Consider the following 15,632-nt stretch of genomic DNA (forward strand, 5'->3'; position numbering starts at 1 on the left):
GTGCCGGTCCTGGCGTTCGGGCTGTGCGTGGTCTCCCTGGTCGGCGTGGCCCTGGACCCGGCCCAGGTCGCCGCCTTGTACTTCAGTGTCCCGTTCGTGGCGATCTGCTACTTGTATTACCACCTGCGCCACGGACGCCGTATGCGTCCCGCCCTTGTCCAGACGAAGGAGAACTAAGCTCATGGAACCCCCTCTGTGGTCGGCCTACCGCGAGCTCACCGCTAAGACGACCTGCGTGGACCTCACCCACGCCTTCCTCCCGGGGCAGCCGCACTTCGCCGCGTTCCCGGACGAGCGGCGCGAGAAGGTCTTCGACATGGATCGCGGGGACGGCTTCAACGTCCACCTGTACACGCTCGTCGGGCAGTGGGGCACGCACGTGGACCCGCCCGTGCACTTCGTGGCCGGCGCGCGGACCGTCGACGAGATCCCGGTGGAGGAGATGATCCGGCCGCTGGTGGTGCTCGACATCACCCAGCGCGTGCAGGCCGATCCGGACGCCACCCCGACGATGGAGGACGTCGCGGCCTGGGAGCGGCGCAACGGGAGGATCCCCGCCGGGGCGTTCGTGGCGCTGCGGACCGGTTGGGGCCGGCGCTGGCCGGACCGGGACACGATGGCCAACAAGGACGCGGCGGGGGTCAGCCACACCCCCGGCTGGTCGGCCGACGTGCTGCGCTACCTGTTCGAGCAGGCCGGCGTCACCGCGATCGGCCATGAGCAGACCGACACCGATCCCGGGTCGGCCACGTCCACGGGCGACTTCAGCCTGGAGCTGTACGTCCTGGCGCGGGACCGGTGGCAGATCGAGCTGATGGCCAACCTCGACCAGGTGCCCGAGACGGGCGCGCTGATCGTGGCGACCTGGCCCAAGCCCCAGGGCGGATCCGGCTTCCCGGCCCGCGTCTTCGCCCTGTGCCCGACCGGCTGAGCGCGGTGCTTCCGGTCGCGATCATCTCGCTATAGTGCGGATGTGACAGCGAACCCGCCGCAGGCCTCCTCGCTGCGCACGGCTCTGCGGATCGTCAACGCGGTCCTGGAGCGGGAGACCTCCGGCCGGGCCGGGTTCAACGTCGCCCGGCTCGCCCACGAGGTCGGCATCGACCCCAGCAAGGCCTCCCGGGTCACCCAGGAGCTGTGCGACCGGGGCCTGCTCGAACGCCGCGAGGACGCCACGCTGCGCGTCGCGGCCGAGTTCTTCGCCCTGGCCGGGGCCCTCGACCACGGGCTGCTCGGCGGGAGCCGCCCGATCCTGCGCCGGCTGGCGATCGAGCACGGCGCGAGCGCCCGCCTGTCCGTGCGCGACGGCGTGCTCGTCCGGCTGCTGCGCGCGGAGTCGACGCCGGAGCAGTGGCCCGCCCGGACCAGCCTGGTCGCCCCCTGCTGGTGCACCGGCGCCGGGCGCGCCCTGCTCCTCGACCACACGCGCGACGAGATCGCGACCCTGCTCGCCGACTACGAGCTGATCGGGGTGGGCGGCCCGAACGCCGCCCACTCCGCCGAGGAGCTGGTCGCGGCCAACGACCGCGACCGGCCGGACGGCATGGTCGCCGCCCACGGCGAGTTCGAACACGGCGTCACCGAGTACGCCGTCCCCGTCCGCGACGGCGGCGGCCGGATCCGCGCCTCCGTCGCGCTCCTCGGCCGGCAGCCCGACCTGATGCCGTGCGCGGAGACGATCCGCGCGGGCCTCGCCGCTGCTGCCGCCGCGCTGGAGGAGCTCGTCGGCGTCAGGTCGTGACGGCCCGCTGTCTCGGCAGCGCCGCCGTCGCCGTTCCCCAGGACTCGAGCCGCGTACGGATCTCCTCGCGTACGGGGTGCGACAGCGCGTCGTGGTAGGCGCGGTCCAGCAGCGCGTCGATCTCCACGCGCTGACCGGTCTCCGCGGAGCGGACCGCCGCCTCGACCATCGCGAGGCTGCGGACGTTGCCCGCGATCGCCCCCGGCGGCTCCACCCCCGCGCGCAGCGCCGCCACGAACTCCGCGAGCGCCCCGGCGATCTGCTCCCGGTCACCCCGCGGCACGTCCACGCCGCCGCCGGCGCTGGACGTGACGCGGTCCTCGCCGTCCCAGGTGGCGGTGCCCTCGGCGCCGCTGGCCAGCCACTCCCCGTTCCAGGACGTCTCCGCTCCCTCTGCGCACCAGCTGCCGGTGAACACGTAGCGGGTGCCCTCCTCGAACAGGAAGGTCGCCGTCGCCGCCGCGTCGCCCCGGTACCAGCTCCAGGGCGGGTTCCAGCTCTCGCAGCCGACCGAGACCGGCTCCGCGCCGAGCAGGTGGCGGGCGGCGTCGAAGGCGTGGATGGCCATGTCGACCAGCAGCGGCTGCTCCATCTCGTCGCGGAAGCCGCCGAAGCGCGGGGCGCGGAAGAACCCGGTGGTGAGCAGCCCGATCGGGCCGAGCCCGGCGATCCGGCTCCGGTACGCCTCCAGGGCGGCGAAGTACCGGCGCGACTGGCTGATCATCAGCAACCGCCCGGTCGCCTCGGCGGCGGCGGCCTGGACGAGCGCCTCGGCGAGGGTCGGCGCGGCCGGCTTCTCGCACAGCACCGGCAGCCCGGCGAACAGCGCCTCGACGTTCACCGCGGTGTGGGCCGCCGGGATCGTGACGTTCACGACCGCATCCGGCCCGGTCGCCAGGAGCTCGCTGAGCGAGGCGCCGACCTCGGCGTCCACGCCGACGGCCCGTACGGCCTGTGCCGCCCGGTCCGTGTCGAGGTCGGCCACCCCGACCAGCTCGACGTCGCCGGACTCCGCCAGGGTCCGCAGCCAGGCGACGCCCATCGCGCCCGCCCCGACCTGCACGATACGGAGCGGGCGCGTGCCCGAACGGTTCACTCGGCGTCCTCCTTGTTGTGCAGGGCGCCGCGGTAGCCGTGCCCGTTGAAGAAGTCGCCCGTCTCGTAGCGGAGCAGGATCGGCAGCTCGCGCCGGGACCGGTCGCCGGCCGCCCACTCGGCGCCGTTGGCGATGACGTGCAGCACGTCCGGGTGGTGGTAGACGGGGTAGTCCTGGTCGCCGGGGCTGAAGTAGAAGATCTTGCCGTTGCCGCGCCGGAAGGTGCAGCCGCTGCGGAAGACCTCGCCGCCGCTGAAGGAGCTGATGAAGATCAGCTCGTCGGGCGTGGGGATGTCGAACTGCTCGCCGTACATCTCCTGGGCGGGGATCTCGATGGGGTGCGGGATGCCGCGGGCGATGGGGTGGGTCGGGTTCACCGTCCAGACCAGCTCGCGGTCGTTCTCGCTGCGCCAGCGCAGCGTGCACGTGGTGCCCATGAGCTTGATGAAGATCTTCGACCAGTGGCCGGAGTGCAGCACCACCAGCCCCATGCCCGACAGGACGTGCCGGTGCACCCGCTCCACCACCTCGTCGGCCACCTCCGCGTGGGCGGCGTGACCCCACCAGATGAGCACGTCGGTGTTCGCGAGCACCTCCTCGGTCAGGCCGTGCTCGGGGTCGTCCAGCGTGGCCGTGGCGACGGTCGCGCTGTCACCCAGCCAGCCCTCGATCCCCCGGCGGATGGCGTTGTGCATGCCGTCCGGGTAGATCTCGGCGACCCGGGGTTCGAGCTGCTCGTGGCGGTTCTCGCCCCATACGGTGACGTGGGTCTTCACACAGGTTCCTTTCTCATTTGATCGCGCCGTTGATGGCGCCGGATGCGATGTAGCGCTGAGCGAAGATCAGCAGCAGGCCCGCCGGGATGGAGGCGAGCACCGAGGTGGCCATGACGGCCGACCAGTCCTCGCTGTTGGCGTTGATGTAGTCGTAGATGCCGAGCGTGATGGGCCGGACTTCGGGGGTGCTGGTCAGGGTGAGCGCGAACAGGAAGTCGCTCCACGCCCTGAGGAAGGTGAAGAGCGCGGCGGTCACGATCGCGTTCTTGCTGATCGGCACCACGATCGAGACGAACGCCCGGAAGTTGCCCGCGCCGTCCACCAGCGCCGCCTCCACGAGCGCCCTGGGGATGGACCCCAAGAACGCGCGGATGAGCAGCACCGCGAACGGGATGTCGCCGGCGGTGTTGGCGAGGATCAGGCCGAACACGTTGTTGAGCAGGTTGAGCGAGTTGAACAGGGGATAGAGCGCGTTCGCGATGACCATGGCGGGGATCATCTGCGTGACCAGCAGCACCAGCACGAACGCGTTGGCGCCGCGGCTCCGGAAGCGGGACAGGCCGTAGGCGGCGGGGGTGGCGACGAGCAGCGTCAGCACCACCGCCCCGAGGGCGATGGTCAGGCTCGTGACGAAGTTCGGGCCCTGCTCGGAGATCGCCGTCGCATAGCCGGAGAACGTCAGGTGGATCGGGAAGAAGTCCGTGGTCGCGGCTCCGGAGCTGGCCTGGAGGCTCCTGTTGACCATCCAGTAGACCGGGAAGATCATCACTGCCAGGAAGACGATGCCCAGCACGGTCATGGGCAGCCGGCGCGCGGTCGATGAGGTGTTCACTCGTCGGGCTCCCGGCGTGAGAGGTAGAGGTAGACCATGGCGAAGACGAGCGACACCACGATGAGGATGTTGCTGAGCGCGGCGCCCTGTCCGAAGTCGAACTCGACGAAGGACTTGTTGTAGGCGTTCGTGGCCAGCGTCTGGGTAGAGTTGGCCGGGCCGCCGCCGGTCAGGCCGAGGATGATGTCGACGACCTTGAGCGTGTAGACGACGCCGAGCACGAGGACGACGCTGACCACCGGACGGATGCTCGGCCAGGTGATGTGCCGGAACGCCTTCCAGCCGACCGCGCCGTCCAGCGAGCCCGCCTCGTAGAGCTCCCGGGGGACTCCCTGCAGGCCGCTGTAAAGGATCGCGACGTTGAACGGGATCCCGAGCCAGATGTTCACGCCGATGACGCCGACGAGCGCGAGGCCCGGGCTGACCAGCCAGGGGATCGGATCGACGCCGAACAGGCCGAGAAACTGGTTCAGAGCCCCGCTCTCCTGGTCGAGGATCCATTTCCAGACCGCGCTGGAGGCGATCAGCGGCAGCAGCCACGGAAGCAGCAACAACGAGCGCAGGAAACCGCTCAGCGGGAAATTGCGTTTGAAGAACAGCGCCAGGGCGAGCCCGATCGCGAATTGGAAGGAGATCGACCCGACCGTGAACAGGGCCGTGTTCACCAGGGTGGTCGTGAAAAGGCCGCTCGACAGGGACTTCGCATAGTTGGCCAGGCCGACCCATGGCGCCTCTCCCGTGTAGAAGGTCGAGGTCGTGTACTCCTGGAAACTCATGACGACGTTCTGCACGATGGGATACCCGAAGAACACCGCCACGAAGACGACGGCCGGCAGCGAGAAAAACCACTGCGCGCCGTGCCGGATCAGGCGGGCCGTTCTCCGGCGATCCCTTTCGAGGGGCTCTCCGGTTGCGGCGAGACGAAGGTTGGCCGAGCTCACGAGCCACCCCTACTGCTGGTTCTGCGCCTGCTGCAGCGCTTCCGCGGGAGCGGCCTTGCCCGTCAGGGCGGCCTGCACGGCGGTGTAGATCTTCGTCGCCGCCTTCGGCCAGTCCGGCCCGAGAATCGCGGTGCGCGCGCGTGCGGTCTTCACCGCCGTGACGAACGGCGCGATCACCTCGCTGGTCTTGCCGAACTCCGCGGCGACGCTCAGCGTCGACGGAATGGTCTGCTCGATCTTCGCCGACTCGAGCTGCTTGTCCGGCGAGATGAGGCACTTCACGAACTCCCCGGCCTTGCCCATCTTGGCCTTGTCACCGGTCCGCGGCACCGTGTAGGCCTCACCGCCGAGCGGCGCGACCGTGGTCTGCGACGCCAGCCGCGTGGGGATCGTGAACACCGCCCACTTCATGCGTGAGGCCTCGCTCTCGAAACATGGACATCTGTCGGTAAAGCGCTTAACCGCGCTTGCTTGTGAAGTATGTTGCGCTCATCGCACTGTGATGTCAATAACTAGTTAAGCGATTTACCGACGACGCCGCGATAGAGTTGCTCGCGCGTCCTCACAAGGTGGGAGGCGGGACAATCCATGGTCACGATGCGCGATGTCGCCGAGCGAGCCAGCGTCTCCATCGCCACGGTCTCCTTCGTCATCAACGGCACCAAGCGGGTCGCTCCGGAGACCCGGGCCCGCATCGAGGCGGCCATCCGGGAGCTCGGCTACCGGCGTAACGTCGTGGCCCGCGCGCTGGCCAGCTCGCGCACGCGCATCCTCGCGCTGCTGCACCCCTACCTCGAAGCGCGGCCGATCGCCACGGCCAACCAGTTCCTCATGAGCGCCGCCCACGGCGCCCGCGAGCGCGGCTACGACCTCGTGCTGTGGCCCGTGAACGACGACGAGCAGATGTCCCACCTGCTCGCCGGCGGCCTCGTGGACGGCGCGCTGCTCATGGAGGTCCAGCTCCGCGACCCCCGCGTGGACCGGCTGATCGCGTCCGGGCTGCCCTTCGCGCTGATCGGCCGGACCGAGGACGAAGACCTGCCGTTCGTCGACATGGACTTCACCACCACGATCGACCAGGCCGTCGGGCATCTCCGTTCCTTCGGCCACCGGCGCATCGCGCTCGTCACCCTGCGGATGAGGGCCTCGACCGGGAACGAGCCCGGCTGGATCATGCGGGTGAAGTCCGCGTACCTCGACGCGATGGCGGCCGCCGGCGAGCCGCCCACCGTCATCACCGTGGAGGGCACGTCGGCCGGAGGGCGGAAGGCGGCGCGCCGGCTCAGCGAGGACTTCCCAGAGGTGACGGGCGTCGTCGTGGTGAACGAGGGCGCCTCGGCGGGGCTGGTCAAGGAGACGCGGGCGCTCGGCCGCAGCGTGCCGGACGACCTGTCGATCATCTCCGCGGCCACCACCGCCGAGCTCGGCGAGATGATCGAGCCGTCCCTGACCGTCATGACGGCGCCGGCCACCGAGCTGGGCCGCCTCGGTGTGAACGCGCTGATCGACCAGCTCGAAGGGGTGCCGGACGCCCCTCCGAACATCCTCATCCCCTGCACGCTGGTGCCGGGCCAATCGGTCGGCCCTGCCCCGGCTCTATGATGATTTTTTCAGGGCTCATGTATATATTTGCGACATGTCACGAGGAGCGAGGATCGCGGATGTCGCGCGGCTGGCGGAGGTCTCCGTCCCGACCGTGTCGCGGGTGCTCAACGGCTCCTCCGGGGTGCGGCCGGAGACCGTGGCACGCGTCATGCGGGCCGTCAAGGAGCTGGACTACCGCCCCAAGGGCGTGGCCAGGACGCTGATCTCGGGGTCGCGGTCGATGATCGCCGTCATGGCGTCGCACCTCAACCGCTACGGGTACGCGGAGGTGCTGGCCGGCATCGAGCAGGCGGCGCGGGACAACGACTACGCGGTCACCGTCTGCGTGATCGACTCCGTGGACGGCGACGTGGAGGGGTCGATCCGGCGCGCGCTCAGCCAGGAGATCGCGGGGGTCATCGTGATCGACTTCGACACCCAGGGCGAGCGGGTCATCGGCCGGATGCCGAGCTCGGTGCCGATGATCGGCGTCACCGGGTTCGACGGCCGCCCGGGGCACGTGCCGTACGCGGTGATGGACGAGCACTCCGGCGGGCGCCTGGTCACCGAGCACCTGCTCGACCTGGGACACGGCACGGTGCACCACGTCACCGAGCCGCCGTTCGGCCGGCCGTCCGGCCGTACGGCGGGCTGGCGCGCGGCCCTGGAGGCCCGCGGGATCGAACCGCCGCCGACCTGGGCCGCCACCTTCGACCCGCGCAGCGGCTACGAGCTCGGGCTGGAGCTGGCGCACCGCGACGACGTCACCGCCGTCTTCTGCGCGACCGACGTCGTCGCCGCCGCCGTGCTGCGCGCCTTCCGCGACGCCGGTGTGGCGCTCCCCGGCGGCAAGTCGGTGGCGGGGTTCGACGACCAGCCCTTCAGCCGGTTCCTCTCCCCTGCCCTGACCACGGTGGAGCAGGACTTCCAGCGCCTGGGCTGGCTGGCGTTCCGGCAGCTGCTGCACCTGCGCGACGGGCAGTCACAGCCACCCGATCTCGTCGTCAGGCCCGCGCTCGTCGTCCGCGAGTCCTCCGCCCGCCCCCACCTCTGAAGAACCAGCCAGGAGTGCCATGTCAGCGCCACCCGTCCAGCCCTCGCACGCCCTGCTCCGGCCGCTGCCCCTCGACCGGGCCCGGCCGGCGGAGGGATTCTGGGGACGGCTCCAGAGCGTGAGCCGCTCGGCGGTCATCCCGCACGCGGTCGAGTGGATGGAGCGCCTCGGCTGGGTGGCCAACTTCGACCGGGCCGCGAGCGGCGCCCGGTACGAGCACCGGGGCCGCGAGTTCGCCGACTCGGAGATCTACAAGATCATCGAGGCGATCTCCTGGGAGCGCGCGCACGCGGGTCCGAGCGCGCTCGACACGATCGCCGACGACCTGATCCGGCGGGTCGCCGCGGCACAGGAGCCCGACGGCTACCTGCACACGCTCTTCGGCCGCCCCTGGCAGGCCCCCCGCTACAGCGACTTCACCTGGGGCCACGAGCTGTACTGCTCCGGCCACCTGATCCAGGCGGCGGTCGCGCACCACCGGGCGTACGGCACCAGGTCGCTGCTCGACGTGGCGGTCCGGCTCGCCGACCACGTGTGCGTCATGTTCGGGCCGGGCGGGCTGAACCGGGTGTGCGGGCACGCCGGGATCGAGGTCGCGCTCGTGGAGCTGTTCCGCACCACCGGGGAGCGTCGCTACCTCGACCAGGCGGCGCTGTTCGTCGAGCGGCGCGGCACGGGCACGTTGCCGCTGATCGAGTTCGGGCGGGCCTTCGCGCAGGACGACCTCCCTGTCCGCAAGGCCGACGTGCTGCGCGGGCACGCCGTACGCGCGCTCTACCTGGCCGCCGGGGCGGCCGACGTCGCGGTGGAGACCGGCGACCGGGAGCTGCTGGACGCGCTGAGGACCCAGTGGGACAACACCGTCGAGCGCAGGACGTACATCACCGGCGGGATGGGCTCGCACCACATGGACGAGGCCTTCGGCGAGGACCACGTGCTGCCGCCGGACCGCTCGTACTGCGAGACCTGCGCGGGCGTCGCGTCGATCATGTTCAGCTGGCGGCTGCTGCTGGCCACCGGCGACCCGCGCCACGCCGACCTGATCGAGCGCACCCTCTACAACATCGTCGCGACCTCGCTCGGCGAGGACGGCCGCTCGTTCTTCTACGCCAACACCCTGCACCAGCGCCACCCGAGCGGCGACGTCCCGCTCAACGACGACGGCGTGTGCATCCGCGGCGGAGCCGGCCGGCGCCAGGCCTGGTACGAGGTCTCCTGCTGCCCGCCCAACCTCGCCCGCACCCTCGCGAGCCTGGGCGGCTATCTCGCCACGGCCACGTCCGACGGCATCCAGATCCACCAGTACGTGTCCTCCACCCTCGACGCCGTCGTAGCCGGCGAGCCGTTCGAGCTGGACGTCACGACGGACTACCCGCACGGCGGCGTGGTGACGATCACCGTACGGCGGGCGCCGGCCCGGCCGGCGTCGATCACCCTGCGCGACCCGGAGTGGTCCCAGGACACCCGCCTCAGCCTCAACGGCGCACCCGCGGAGCCCGCCGGCATGACGCTGACCAGGACCTGGCAGCCGGGCGACCGGCTGGAGCTGACCCTCGACCTGCGGCCCCGGGTCGTCCGCCCGGACCACCGCGTCGACGCGATCCGCGGCTGCGTGGCCGTCCGGCGCGGGCCGGAGGTGCTCGCCATGGAGTCGATCGACCTGCCGCCGTCGTGGGCGCTGGAGGACGCGACGCTGCTGCCGGACACCGTCACCGCGGAGCACGGATCCGTCGTGGCCACCGCCCGGCACCACCGGTCCGGCGAGGACCGCACCGTGGCCCTGATCCCCTACCGCTCGTGGGCCCGCCGCGGCCCGTCGGCCATGCGCGTCTGGATCCCGGAGGCTCGCGACTGATCGGACCGCGTCCGGCGCGCAAATATCTTCAAGACCGGCCGGACGCGCGCGGCCGATACTCGGCCGCATGACCGCCCTTGTTCCTCCCGCTTTGACCGTCGCCCGCCGCGGCCCGATGCTGGCCGTGCTGCTCGCCGGCCAGGCCATGGCGTCCATGGACGGATCGATCGTGTCGGTGGCGGCGCAGACCATCCGTGACGGGCTGCACGCCGGCAGCACCGCGATCCAGCTGGTCGTGTCGGGCTACCTGCTGACCACCGGCGTGCTCCTGGTCACCTGCGCGCGGATCGGCGACATCGTCGGGCACCGGCGCGCGTTCCTCGTCGGGCTGGGCTGGTTCACCGTGGCGTCGCTGCTGTGCGGGCTGGCCCCGAACGCGCCCCTGCTGGTGGTGACCCGCGTCGCCCAGGCCGCGGGGGCGGCGCTGCTGATGCCGCAGGTCTTCTCGCTCATCCAGCGGCACTGGGACGGGCCGGCCCGCCGCCGGGCGATCGGCCTCTACAGTCTGGTGCTCGCCCTGGGAGTCGCGCTGGGGCAGGTGATCGGCGGGCTGGTCGCGGGCGCCGACCTGTTCGGCCTCTCCTGGCGCCCGGTGTTCCTGATCAACGTCCCGATCGGCGCGGTGCTGCTGGCGGTCGGACCGCGCGTCCTGCTGAGCTCCGGCCCGGACGAGCGGGTACGCCTCGACCCGGCCGGAACCGCTCTCCTGACCGTCGCCATGGCCGCGTTCACGATGCCGCTCATCTTCGGCCGGGACCAGGGCTGGCCCGCCTGGGCATGGGTCTCGCTCGCCTGCGGAGCCGCCCTGCTGGTGGCGTTCGTCCGCTACGAGACCCGGGCGCGGCACCCGCTGCTGGACCTGGCGGCGCTGCGGCCGCGCGGGGTGAAGCCGGGGCTGGTGGCCTGCTGGATCGTCATGGGCTGCTACACCGTCTTCCTGCTGACCCTGACCCTGCATCTGCAGTCCGCGCTGCGCTTCTCCCCGCTCCAGGCGGGGCTCGCGTTCGTCCCGTACGCCGTCGGCTTCGGCGCGCTCAGCCTGACCTGGAACCGCTATCCCCGGTGGCTGCGGAACGCGCTGCCGGTGGCCGGGCCGATCGCGTTCGCGGCCGGGGCGGGCCTGCTGGTGCTCCTCCATCGCGACCAGTGGCATCCGTACGGCGCCGTACCGCTGCTGCTGCTCGCGGGGGCCGGGCACGCCGCCGGCTACAGCCCGCTCATCGCGCGGATCACATACCTGGTGGAGCCGCGGCTCTCCTCGGCGATCTCGGCGCTCAACTCCACCGGCCCGACGCTGACCGGGGTGACGGCCGTCGCCGGGCTCGGCACCGTCTACTTCGCGGCCCCCTCCTCCGCCGAAGGTCTCCTGCGGGTCGTCGCCGCCGTCGCCGCCCTCCTCGTGGTCGGGGCGGCCTGTGCGCTGCGGGTCACGCGGGCCCGCCGGGGGTCGTGATGCCGGAGGCCGCCTTGGCCCGGACGGCGTCGAGCGAGTCGGCCACCGCCGTGACCTGCTCCGAAGCCGCCGCGATCACCGGGTTCGTGGCGGCGTGGGACGCGCAGCGCTCGGCGATCTGGCGCAGCCGTTCGGTCAGCACCGTCCAGGCGGCCTCGCGCCAGGGGACCACGTTGTCCATCAGGTAGTACATCTCGAAGGCCGCCCCGGCCGTGCGTCCCGGATGGGCCGGGCCGGCGGGCCGCCGGCTCAGCTCGGTGCCGAGCGGCCGCAGCACGGCGGCCATGCTCGTGATCGCCGCGCCGATCAGGACCTCGAGCTCTTCCTCGCTCTCGTCGGTGTGCGTGAAGTAGCGGGTGAGCAGCCACAGGATCGCCTCGTAGGCGAGGTTGCACAGCTCGGCCAGCGCCAGGGTCCGCGGGTCGCCGATGAGCGGCTGCGGCTCCCGCACGTCGAAGGGCTGGCGGGTGAAGGCGCCGAGCGCGGGGTGGGCGGGTTCGAAGGCCGGGTCGGCGGCGCGCAGCGCGTGATACTCCTCCCAGATCTTCAGGAAGCGGCCGTAATGGGCGTCCTGCCAGGCGCCCTGCGCTCCCTCGCCCTGCTCGATGATCTCCTCGATGGCGGCGCACGCCGACGCGAGGTCGGTCACCGCCACCATCTCGGGCCAGCGGAACAGCTCCGGGGTGGCCTGGGCCCGGGGCGAACCGCAGAACACCTGCTCCTCGCCGTACTTGGCGACCAGCGTGGTCAGACCGTCCTTGATGCCGCGGTAGAGATGGCCGACCGTGGCGAACTCCTGCGCGCGGGGGAAGATCTCGCCGGACGCGATGGGCTCGGGCGGCGGATCGCAGGAGATGAACTCGGCGGCGTCGCGCCGCTCCATGCCCTCGGGCCGTTCGAGGTAGAGGAAGTGGGCCAGGGCGGCCTCGCCGAAGGGCAGCAGCCGCATCTGGATCGAGGGCGGGAACGCGCCGCAGGACTGCGGGAAGTTCGGCCTGCCGAAGGTGGGCGCGGCGCCGATGGACGACATGAGGTTGGCCACCAGGGCGAGATGGAGCATCTCCTGTACGGCGATGCCGTGGAGCTCCTGGCGCCAGCGATCGACCGCGGCCTGCTGCTCGCCGGTGAGCCCATCGGTCTTGAGGCTGAACTCGGCGAAGAGGTACTGGCACATGATCATGTGCTCGAGCTGCGAGGCCTGGACGAGCAGGTACCACACGTGCTCGCGGTGCTCGATGACGATGGGGGGCTCGGTCATGCTTACAGACTTACACAGCGGCCGCGCCTGCGGCAGGGCTTCGCCGCAAGGCCCGCGCCCGCTGACCGGCGGCGAGTACGAGCTCGCGCGGGCCACCCGCCGTACCGGAGGAAAGATCATCCTGCGAAATCAGATAACGATGCGATAACGACGCGCCGGCGTGCGCACTAGGTTCGAGCGTGTGAGAGACCGTCTCGTCGTCAAGGGCGCCCGCCAGCACAACCTCCGCGACATCTCCGTGGACCTGCCCAGGGATGCGCTGATCGTTTTCACCGGGGTGTCCGGCTCCGGCAAGTCGAGCCTGGCGTTCGACACCATCTTCGCCGAAGGGCAGCGGCGTTACGTCGAGTCGTTGTCGGCGTACGCCCGCCAGTTCCTCGGCCGGTTGGACAAGCCGGACGTGGACGCCATCGAGGGCCTGTCACCGGCCATCGCCATCGACCAGAGGACGACGAGCCACAACCCGCGTTCCACCGTCGGCACGGTCAGCGAGGTCTACGACTACCTGCGCCTGCTGTACGCCCGCGTCGGCCGCCCCCACTGCCCGGAATGCGGCGAGCCGGTCCACCGCCGCACTCCCCAGCAGATCGTGGACCGGCTGCTCGCCATGGCGGACGGCACCCGCTTCCAGGTGCTGGCGCCCGTCGTACGCGACCGCGCGGGCACGCACGCCGAGGTCCTGCGGCAACTGGCGGGCGACGGCTTCAGCCGCGTCCGGGTGGACGGCGCGATCCACCCGGTGACCAGGCCGCCGGTGCTGGACGGGCGCAAGAAGCACTCCATCGACGTCGTCGTGGACCGGCTCGCGGTGAAGCCGCGCATCAGGCAGCGGCTGACCGACTCCGTCGAGACGGCGCTGGGGCTCGCGGGCGGTGTCGTCGGCGTGGAGTTCGTCGACCTGGAGGCCACCGAGCCGGGGCGCGAGCTGAGGTTCTCGGAGCGGATGGCGTGCCCGCGCGGGCACGACCTCGACCTGGACGAGCTGGAGCCGCGGCTGTTCTCCTTCAACGCGCCGTGGGGCGCCTGCCCCGAGTGCGCCGGGCTCGGCTCGCGGACGGAGGTCGATCCCGGCCTCGTCATCCCCGACGAGGACAAGACGCTGGCCGAAGGCGCCATCGCCCCGTGGACGAACACCAGCGGCGCGGACTACTTCGCCCGGCTGGTCGACGCCCTGGCCGCCGAGATCGGCTTCAGCACCACCACACCCTGGCGTAGCCTGCCCAAAGCCGTCCGGACGATCGTCCTGCACGGGACTCCGCGACGGATCCACCTCGACTACCAGAACCGCTACGGCCGCGAGCGCTCCTACGTCACCCGGTACGAAGGCGTCATCCCGCACATCGAGCGCCGTCACGCCGAGGCCGGCGGCTCCGACGACCGGTTCGGCGGCTACCTGCGCGAGGTCCCCTGCCCGGCCTGCGGCGGCGCCCGGCTCAAGCCGGGCGTGCTGGCGGTCACCGTGGGCGGGCGCGGCATCGCCGAGGTGAGCGCGCTGCCGATCGGCGAGACGGCGCGGTTCCTCGCCGGGCTGGAGCTGACCGGCTGGGAACGCCGGGTCGCCCAGGCGGTGCTCACCGAGATCGACGAGCGCCTGCGGTTCCTGCTCGACGTGGGCCTGCACTACCTCTCGCTGGGCCGCCCGGCCGCGAGCCTGTCCGGCGGCGAGGCGCAGCGGATCCGGCTGGCCACCCAGATCGGCTCGGGGCTGGCGGGGGTGCTCTACGTGCTGGACGAGCCGAGCATCGGCCTGCACCAGCGCGACAACCAGCGGCTCATCGAGACCCTGCTGCGGCTGCGCGACCGGGGCAACACCGTCATCGTGGTCGAGCACGACGAGGACACCATGAAGGCGGCCGACTGGGTCGTGGACATCGGGCCGGGAGCCGGCGCCAACGGCGGGCACGTGGTGCATTCGGGCACCGTGCGGGAGCTCGCCGAGCACCCGACGTCCCGCACCGGGGCGTACCTGTCCGGGCGCCAACAGATCCCGCTCCCTGACCGGCGTCGCCCCAGGACGGCCGGTCACGAGATCACGGTGCACGGCGCGACCGAGCACAATCTGCGCGACGTCACGGTGTCGTTCCCGCTGGGCCTGCTCGTCGCGGTCACGGGTGTCTCCGGGTCGGGCAAGTCGACGCTGGTCAACGACATCCTGTACGCCGCCCTGGCCAGGCGCGTGCACCGTGCGCACAGAGTGCCCGGCCGGCACCGCGACATCACCGGGGCCGAGGCCGTCGAGAAGGTCGTGCAGATCGACCAGGCGCCGATCGGCCGCAGCCCCCGCTCCAACCCCGCCACGTACACCGGCCTCTTCGACCACCTGCGCCGCCTCTTCGCCCAGACGCCCGAGGCCAAGGTACGCGGCTACCAGCCGGGCCGGTTCTCCTTCAACCTCAAGGGCGGCCGCTGCGAGCCCTGCTACGGCGAGGGCACCATCAGGGTCGAGATGAACTTCCTCCCGGACGTCTACGTGCCGTGCGAGGTCTGCCACGGCGCCCAGTACAACCGGGAGACCCTGGAGGTCCGCTACAAGGGCAGGTCCGTCGCCGACGTCCTCGCCATGACCATCGACGAGGCCGCGGCCTTCTTCGCCGAGCACGCGATCATCACGCGGCACCTGCGGGTCCTGGCCGACGTCGGGCTCGGCTACGTCAAGCTGGGGCAGCCCGCCACCACGCTGTCCGGCGGCGAGGCCCAGCGCGTCAAGCTCGCCGCCGAGCTGCAGCGCCGCTCCCGGGGCCGCACCCTGTACGTGCTCGACGAGCCGACCACCGGGCTGCACGCCGACGACGTCCGCAAGCTGCTGGCCGTGCTCCACCGGCTCGTCGACTCCGGCAACACCGTCGTGGTGATCGAGCACGACCTCGACGTGATCAAGACGGCCGACTGGCTGATCGACCTGGGCCCCGAGGGCGGCTCAGGCGGCGGCCAGGTGGTCGGCCACGGCCCTCCGGAAGCCGTGGCCGCCGATCCGCACTCCCACACGGGCCGTTTCCTGCGCCCGCTCCTGGACCGCCGTCGGGAGCTCGCCGGCTGACCCGC

The 15,632-nt window shown here is 71.5% G+C and carries 13 protein-coding genes and 1 pseudogene; 8 read left to right on the forward strand and 6 right to left on the reverse strand.

All coding sequences use genetic code 11. The features are described 5' to 3' along the window. The 3 genes from ACIHFD_RS28125 to ACIHFD_RS28135 are packed head-to-tail and all read left to right on the forward strand — an operon-like array spanning position 1 to position 1,741. Positions 1–177, forward strand: coding sequence for a hypothetical protein (locus ACIHFD_RS28125; protein WP_397369384.1), 177 nt, complete (start codon positions 1–3; stop codon positions 175–177). A gap of 4 nt (positions 178–181) precedes the next feature. Further along, a complete protein-coding gene (locus tag ACIHFD_RS28130) occupies positions 182–931 on the forward strand; it encodes a cyclase family protein (RefSeq protein ID WP_397369386.1) in 750 nt (249 codons plus the stop codon). 42 nt (positions 932–973) lie between these two features. After that, positions 974–1,741, forward strand: coding sequence for a hypothetical protein (locus tag ACIHFD_RS28135; RefSeq protein ID WP_397369387.1), 768 nt, complete (start codon positions 974–976; stop codon positions 1,739–1,741). Here ACIHFD_RS28135 and ACIHFD_RS28140 read toward each other — a convergent pair. The 5 genes and pseudogenes from ACIHFD_RS28140 to ACIHFD_RS28160 all read right to left on the reverse strand — a co-directional run. Beyond that, on the reverse strand, positions 1,731–2,837 hold the full coding sequence (locus tag ACIHFD_RS28140; RefSeq protein ID WP_397369388.1) for a Gfo/Idh/MocA family protein: 1,107 nt from the start codon (positions 2,835–2,837) through the stop codon (positions 1,731–1,733). The genes ACIHFD_RS28135 and ACIHFD_RS28140 overlap by 11 nt on opposite strands. Then, positions 2,834–3,613: a ThuA domain-containing protein gene (locus tag ACIHFD_RS28145; RefSeq protein WP_397369389.1), complete on the reverse strand. Its 780-nt coding sequence runs from the start codon at positions 3,611–3,613 to the stop codon at positions 2,834–2,836. Before ACIHFD_RS28145 ends, ACIHFD_RS28140 begins: the two co-directional genes overlap by 4 nt. Positions 3,614–3,626: 13 nt before the next feature. Next, positions 3,627–4,445: a carbohydrate ABC transporter permease gene (locus tag ACIHFD_RS28150; RefSeq protein WP_397369390.1), complete on the reverse strand. Its 819-nt coding sequence runs from the start codon at positions 4,443–4,445 to the stop codon at positions 3,627–3,629. Beyond that, entirely contained in the window at positions 4,442–5,386 is a 945-nt protein-coding gene (locus ACIHFD_RS28155) for a carbohydrate ABC transporter permease (RefSeq protein WP_397369391.1), read from the reverse strand. The genes ACIHFD_RS28150 and ACIHFD_RS28155 overlap by 4 nt, the downstream gene beginning before the upstream one ends. A gap of 9 nt (positions 5,387–5,395) precedes the next feature. After that, a pseudogene (locus ACIHFD_RS28160) lies at positions 5,396–5,848 on the reverse strand (extracellular solute-binding protein); the annotation flags it as partial. A gap of 126 nt (positions 5,849–5,974) precedes the next feature. Between ACIHFD_RS28160 and ACIHFD_RS28165 the strand changes: the two are divergent. The 4 genes from ACIHFD_RS28165 (at position 5,975) to ACIHFD_RS28180 (ending at position 11,332) form a co-directional block, all read left to right on the forward strand. Further along, the gene (locus ACIHFD_RS28165) at positions 5,975–6,988 is read left to right on the forward strand and encodes a LacI family DNA-binding transcriptional regulator (RefSeq protein WP_397369392.1); all 1,014 of its coding nucleotides are present in this window, start codon (positions 5,975–5,977) and stop codon (positions 6,986–6,988) included. A 34-nt stretch (positions 6,989–7,022) separates the two neighbouring features. Further along, positions 7,023–8,024 carry a LacI family DNA-binding transcriptional regulator gene (locus ACIHFD_RS28170; protein ID WP_397369393.1) on the forward strand — a complete coding sequence of 334 codons (1,002 nt, stop codon included), beginning with the start codon at positions 7,023–7,025 and terminating at the stop codon, positions 8,022–8,024. A gap of 19 nt (positions 8,025–8,043) precedes the next feature. After that, positions 8,044–9,879, forward strand: coding sequence for a glycoside hydrolase family 127 protein (locus ACIHFD_RS28175; protein ID WP_397369394.1), 1,836 nt, complete (start codon positions 8,044–8,046; stop codon positions 9,877–9,879). 67 nt (positions 9,880–9,946) lie between these two features. Further along, positions 9,947–11,332 (forward strand): MFS transporter, encoded by a 1,386-nt coding sequence (locus tag ACIHFD_RS28180; protein ID WP_397369396.1) that lies wholly within the window; start codon positions 9,947–9,949, stop codon positions 11,330–11,332. Here the strand turns inward: ACIHFD_RS28180 and ACIHFD_RS28185 are convergent. After that, complete coding sequence (locus ACIHFD_RS28185) at positions 11,307–12,590, reverse strand: ferritin-like protein (RefSeq protein WP_397369397.1); 1,284 nt, start codon at positions 12,588–12,590, stop codon at positions 11,307–11,309. The genes ACIHFD_RS28180 and ACIHFD_RS28185 overlap by 26 nt on opposite strands. Positions 12,591–12,771: 181 nt before the next feature. Between ACIHFD_RS28185 and uvrA the strand changes: the two genes are divergently transcribed. Continuing rightward, complete coding sequence (uvrA, locus tag ACIHFD_RS28190) at positions 12,772–15,627, forward strand: excinuclease ABC subunit UvrA (protein ID WP_397369398.1); 2,856 nt, start codon at positions 12,772–12,774, stop codon at positions 15,625–15,627. Positions 15,628–15,632 lie beyond the last annotated feature (5 nt).

The organism is Nonomuraea sp. NPDC051941, assembly GCF_044593615.1.

Coding starts and splice junctions, on each gene's coding strand:
- ACIHFD_RS28130 (WP_397369386.1), top strand. CDS start 182: ATGGAACCCCCTCTGTGGTCGGCCTACCGCGAGCTCACCGCTAAGACG.
- ACIHFD_RS28165 (WP_397369392.1), top strand. CDS start 5,975: ATGGTCACGATGCGCGATGTCGCCGAGCGAGCCAGCGTCTCCATCGCC.
- ACIHFD_RS28170 (WP_397369393.1), top strand. CDS start 7,023: ATGTCACGAGGAGCGAGGATCGCGGATGTCGCGCGGCTGGCGGAGGTC.
- ACIHFD_RS28175 (WP_397369394.1), top strand. CDS start 8,044: ATGTCAGCGCCACCCGTCCAGCCCTCGCACGCCCTGCTCCGGCCGCTG.
- ACIHFD_RS28180 (WP_397369396.1), top strand. CDS start 9,947: ATGACCGCCCTTGTTCCTCCCGCTTTGACCGTCGCCCGCCGCGGCCCG.
- ACIHFD_RS28185 (WP_397369397.1), bottom strand. CDS start 12,590: ATGACCGAGCCCCCCATCGTCATCGAGCACCGCGAGCACGTGTGGTAC.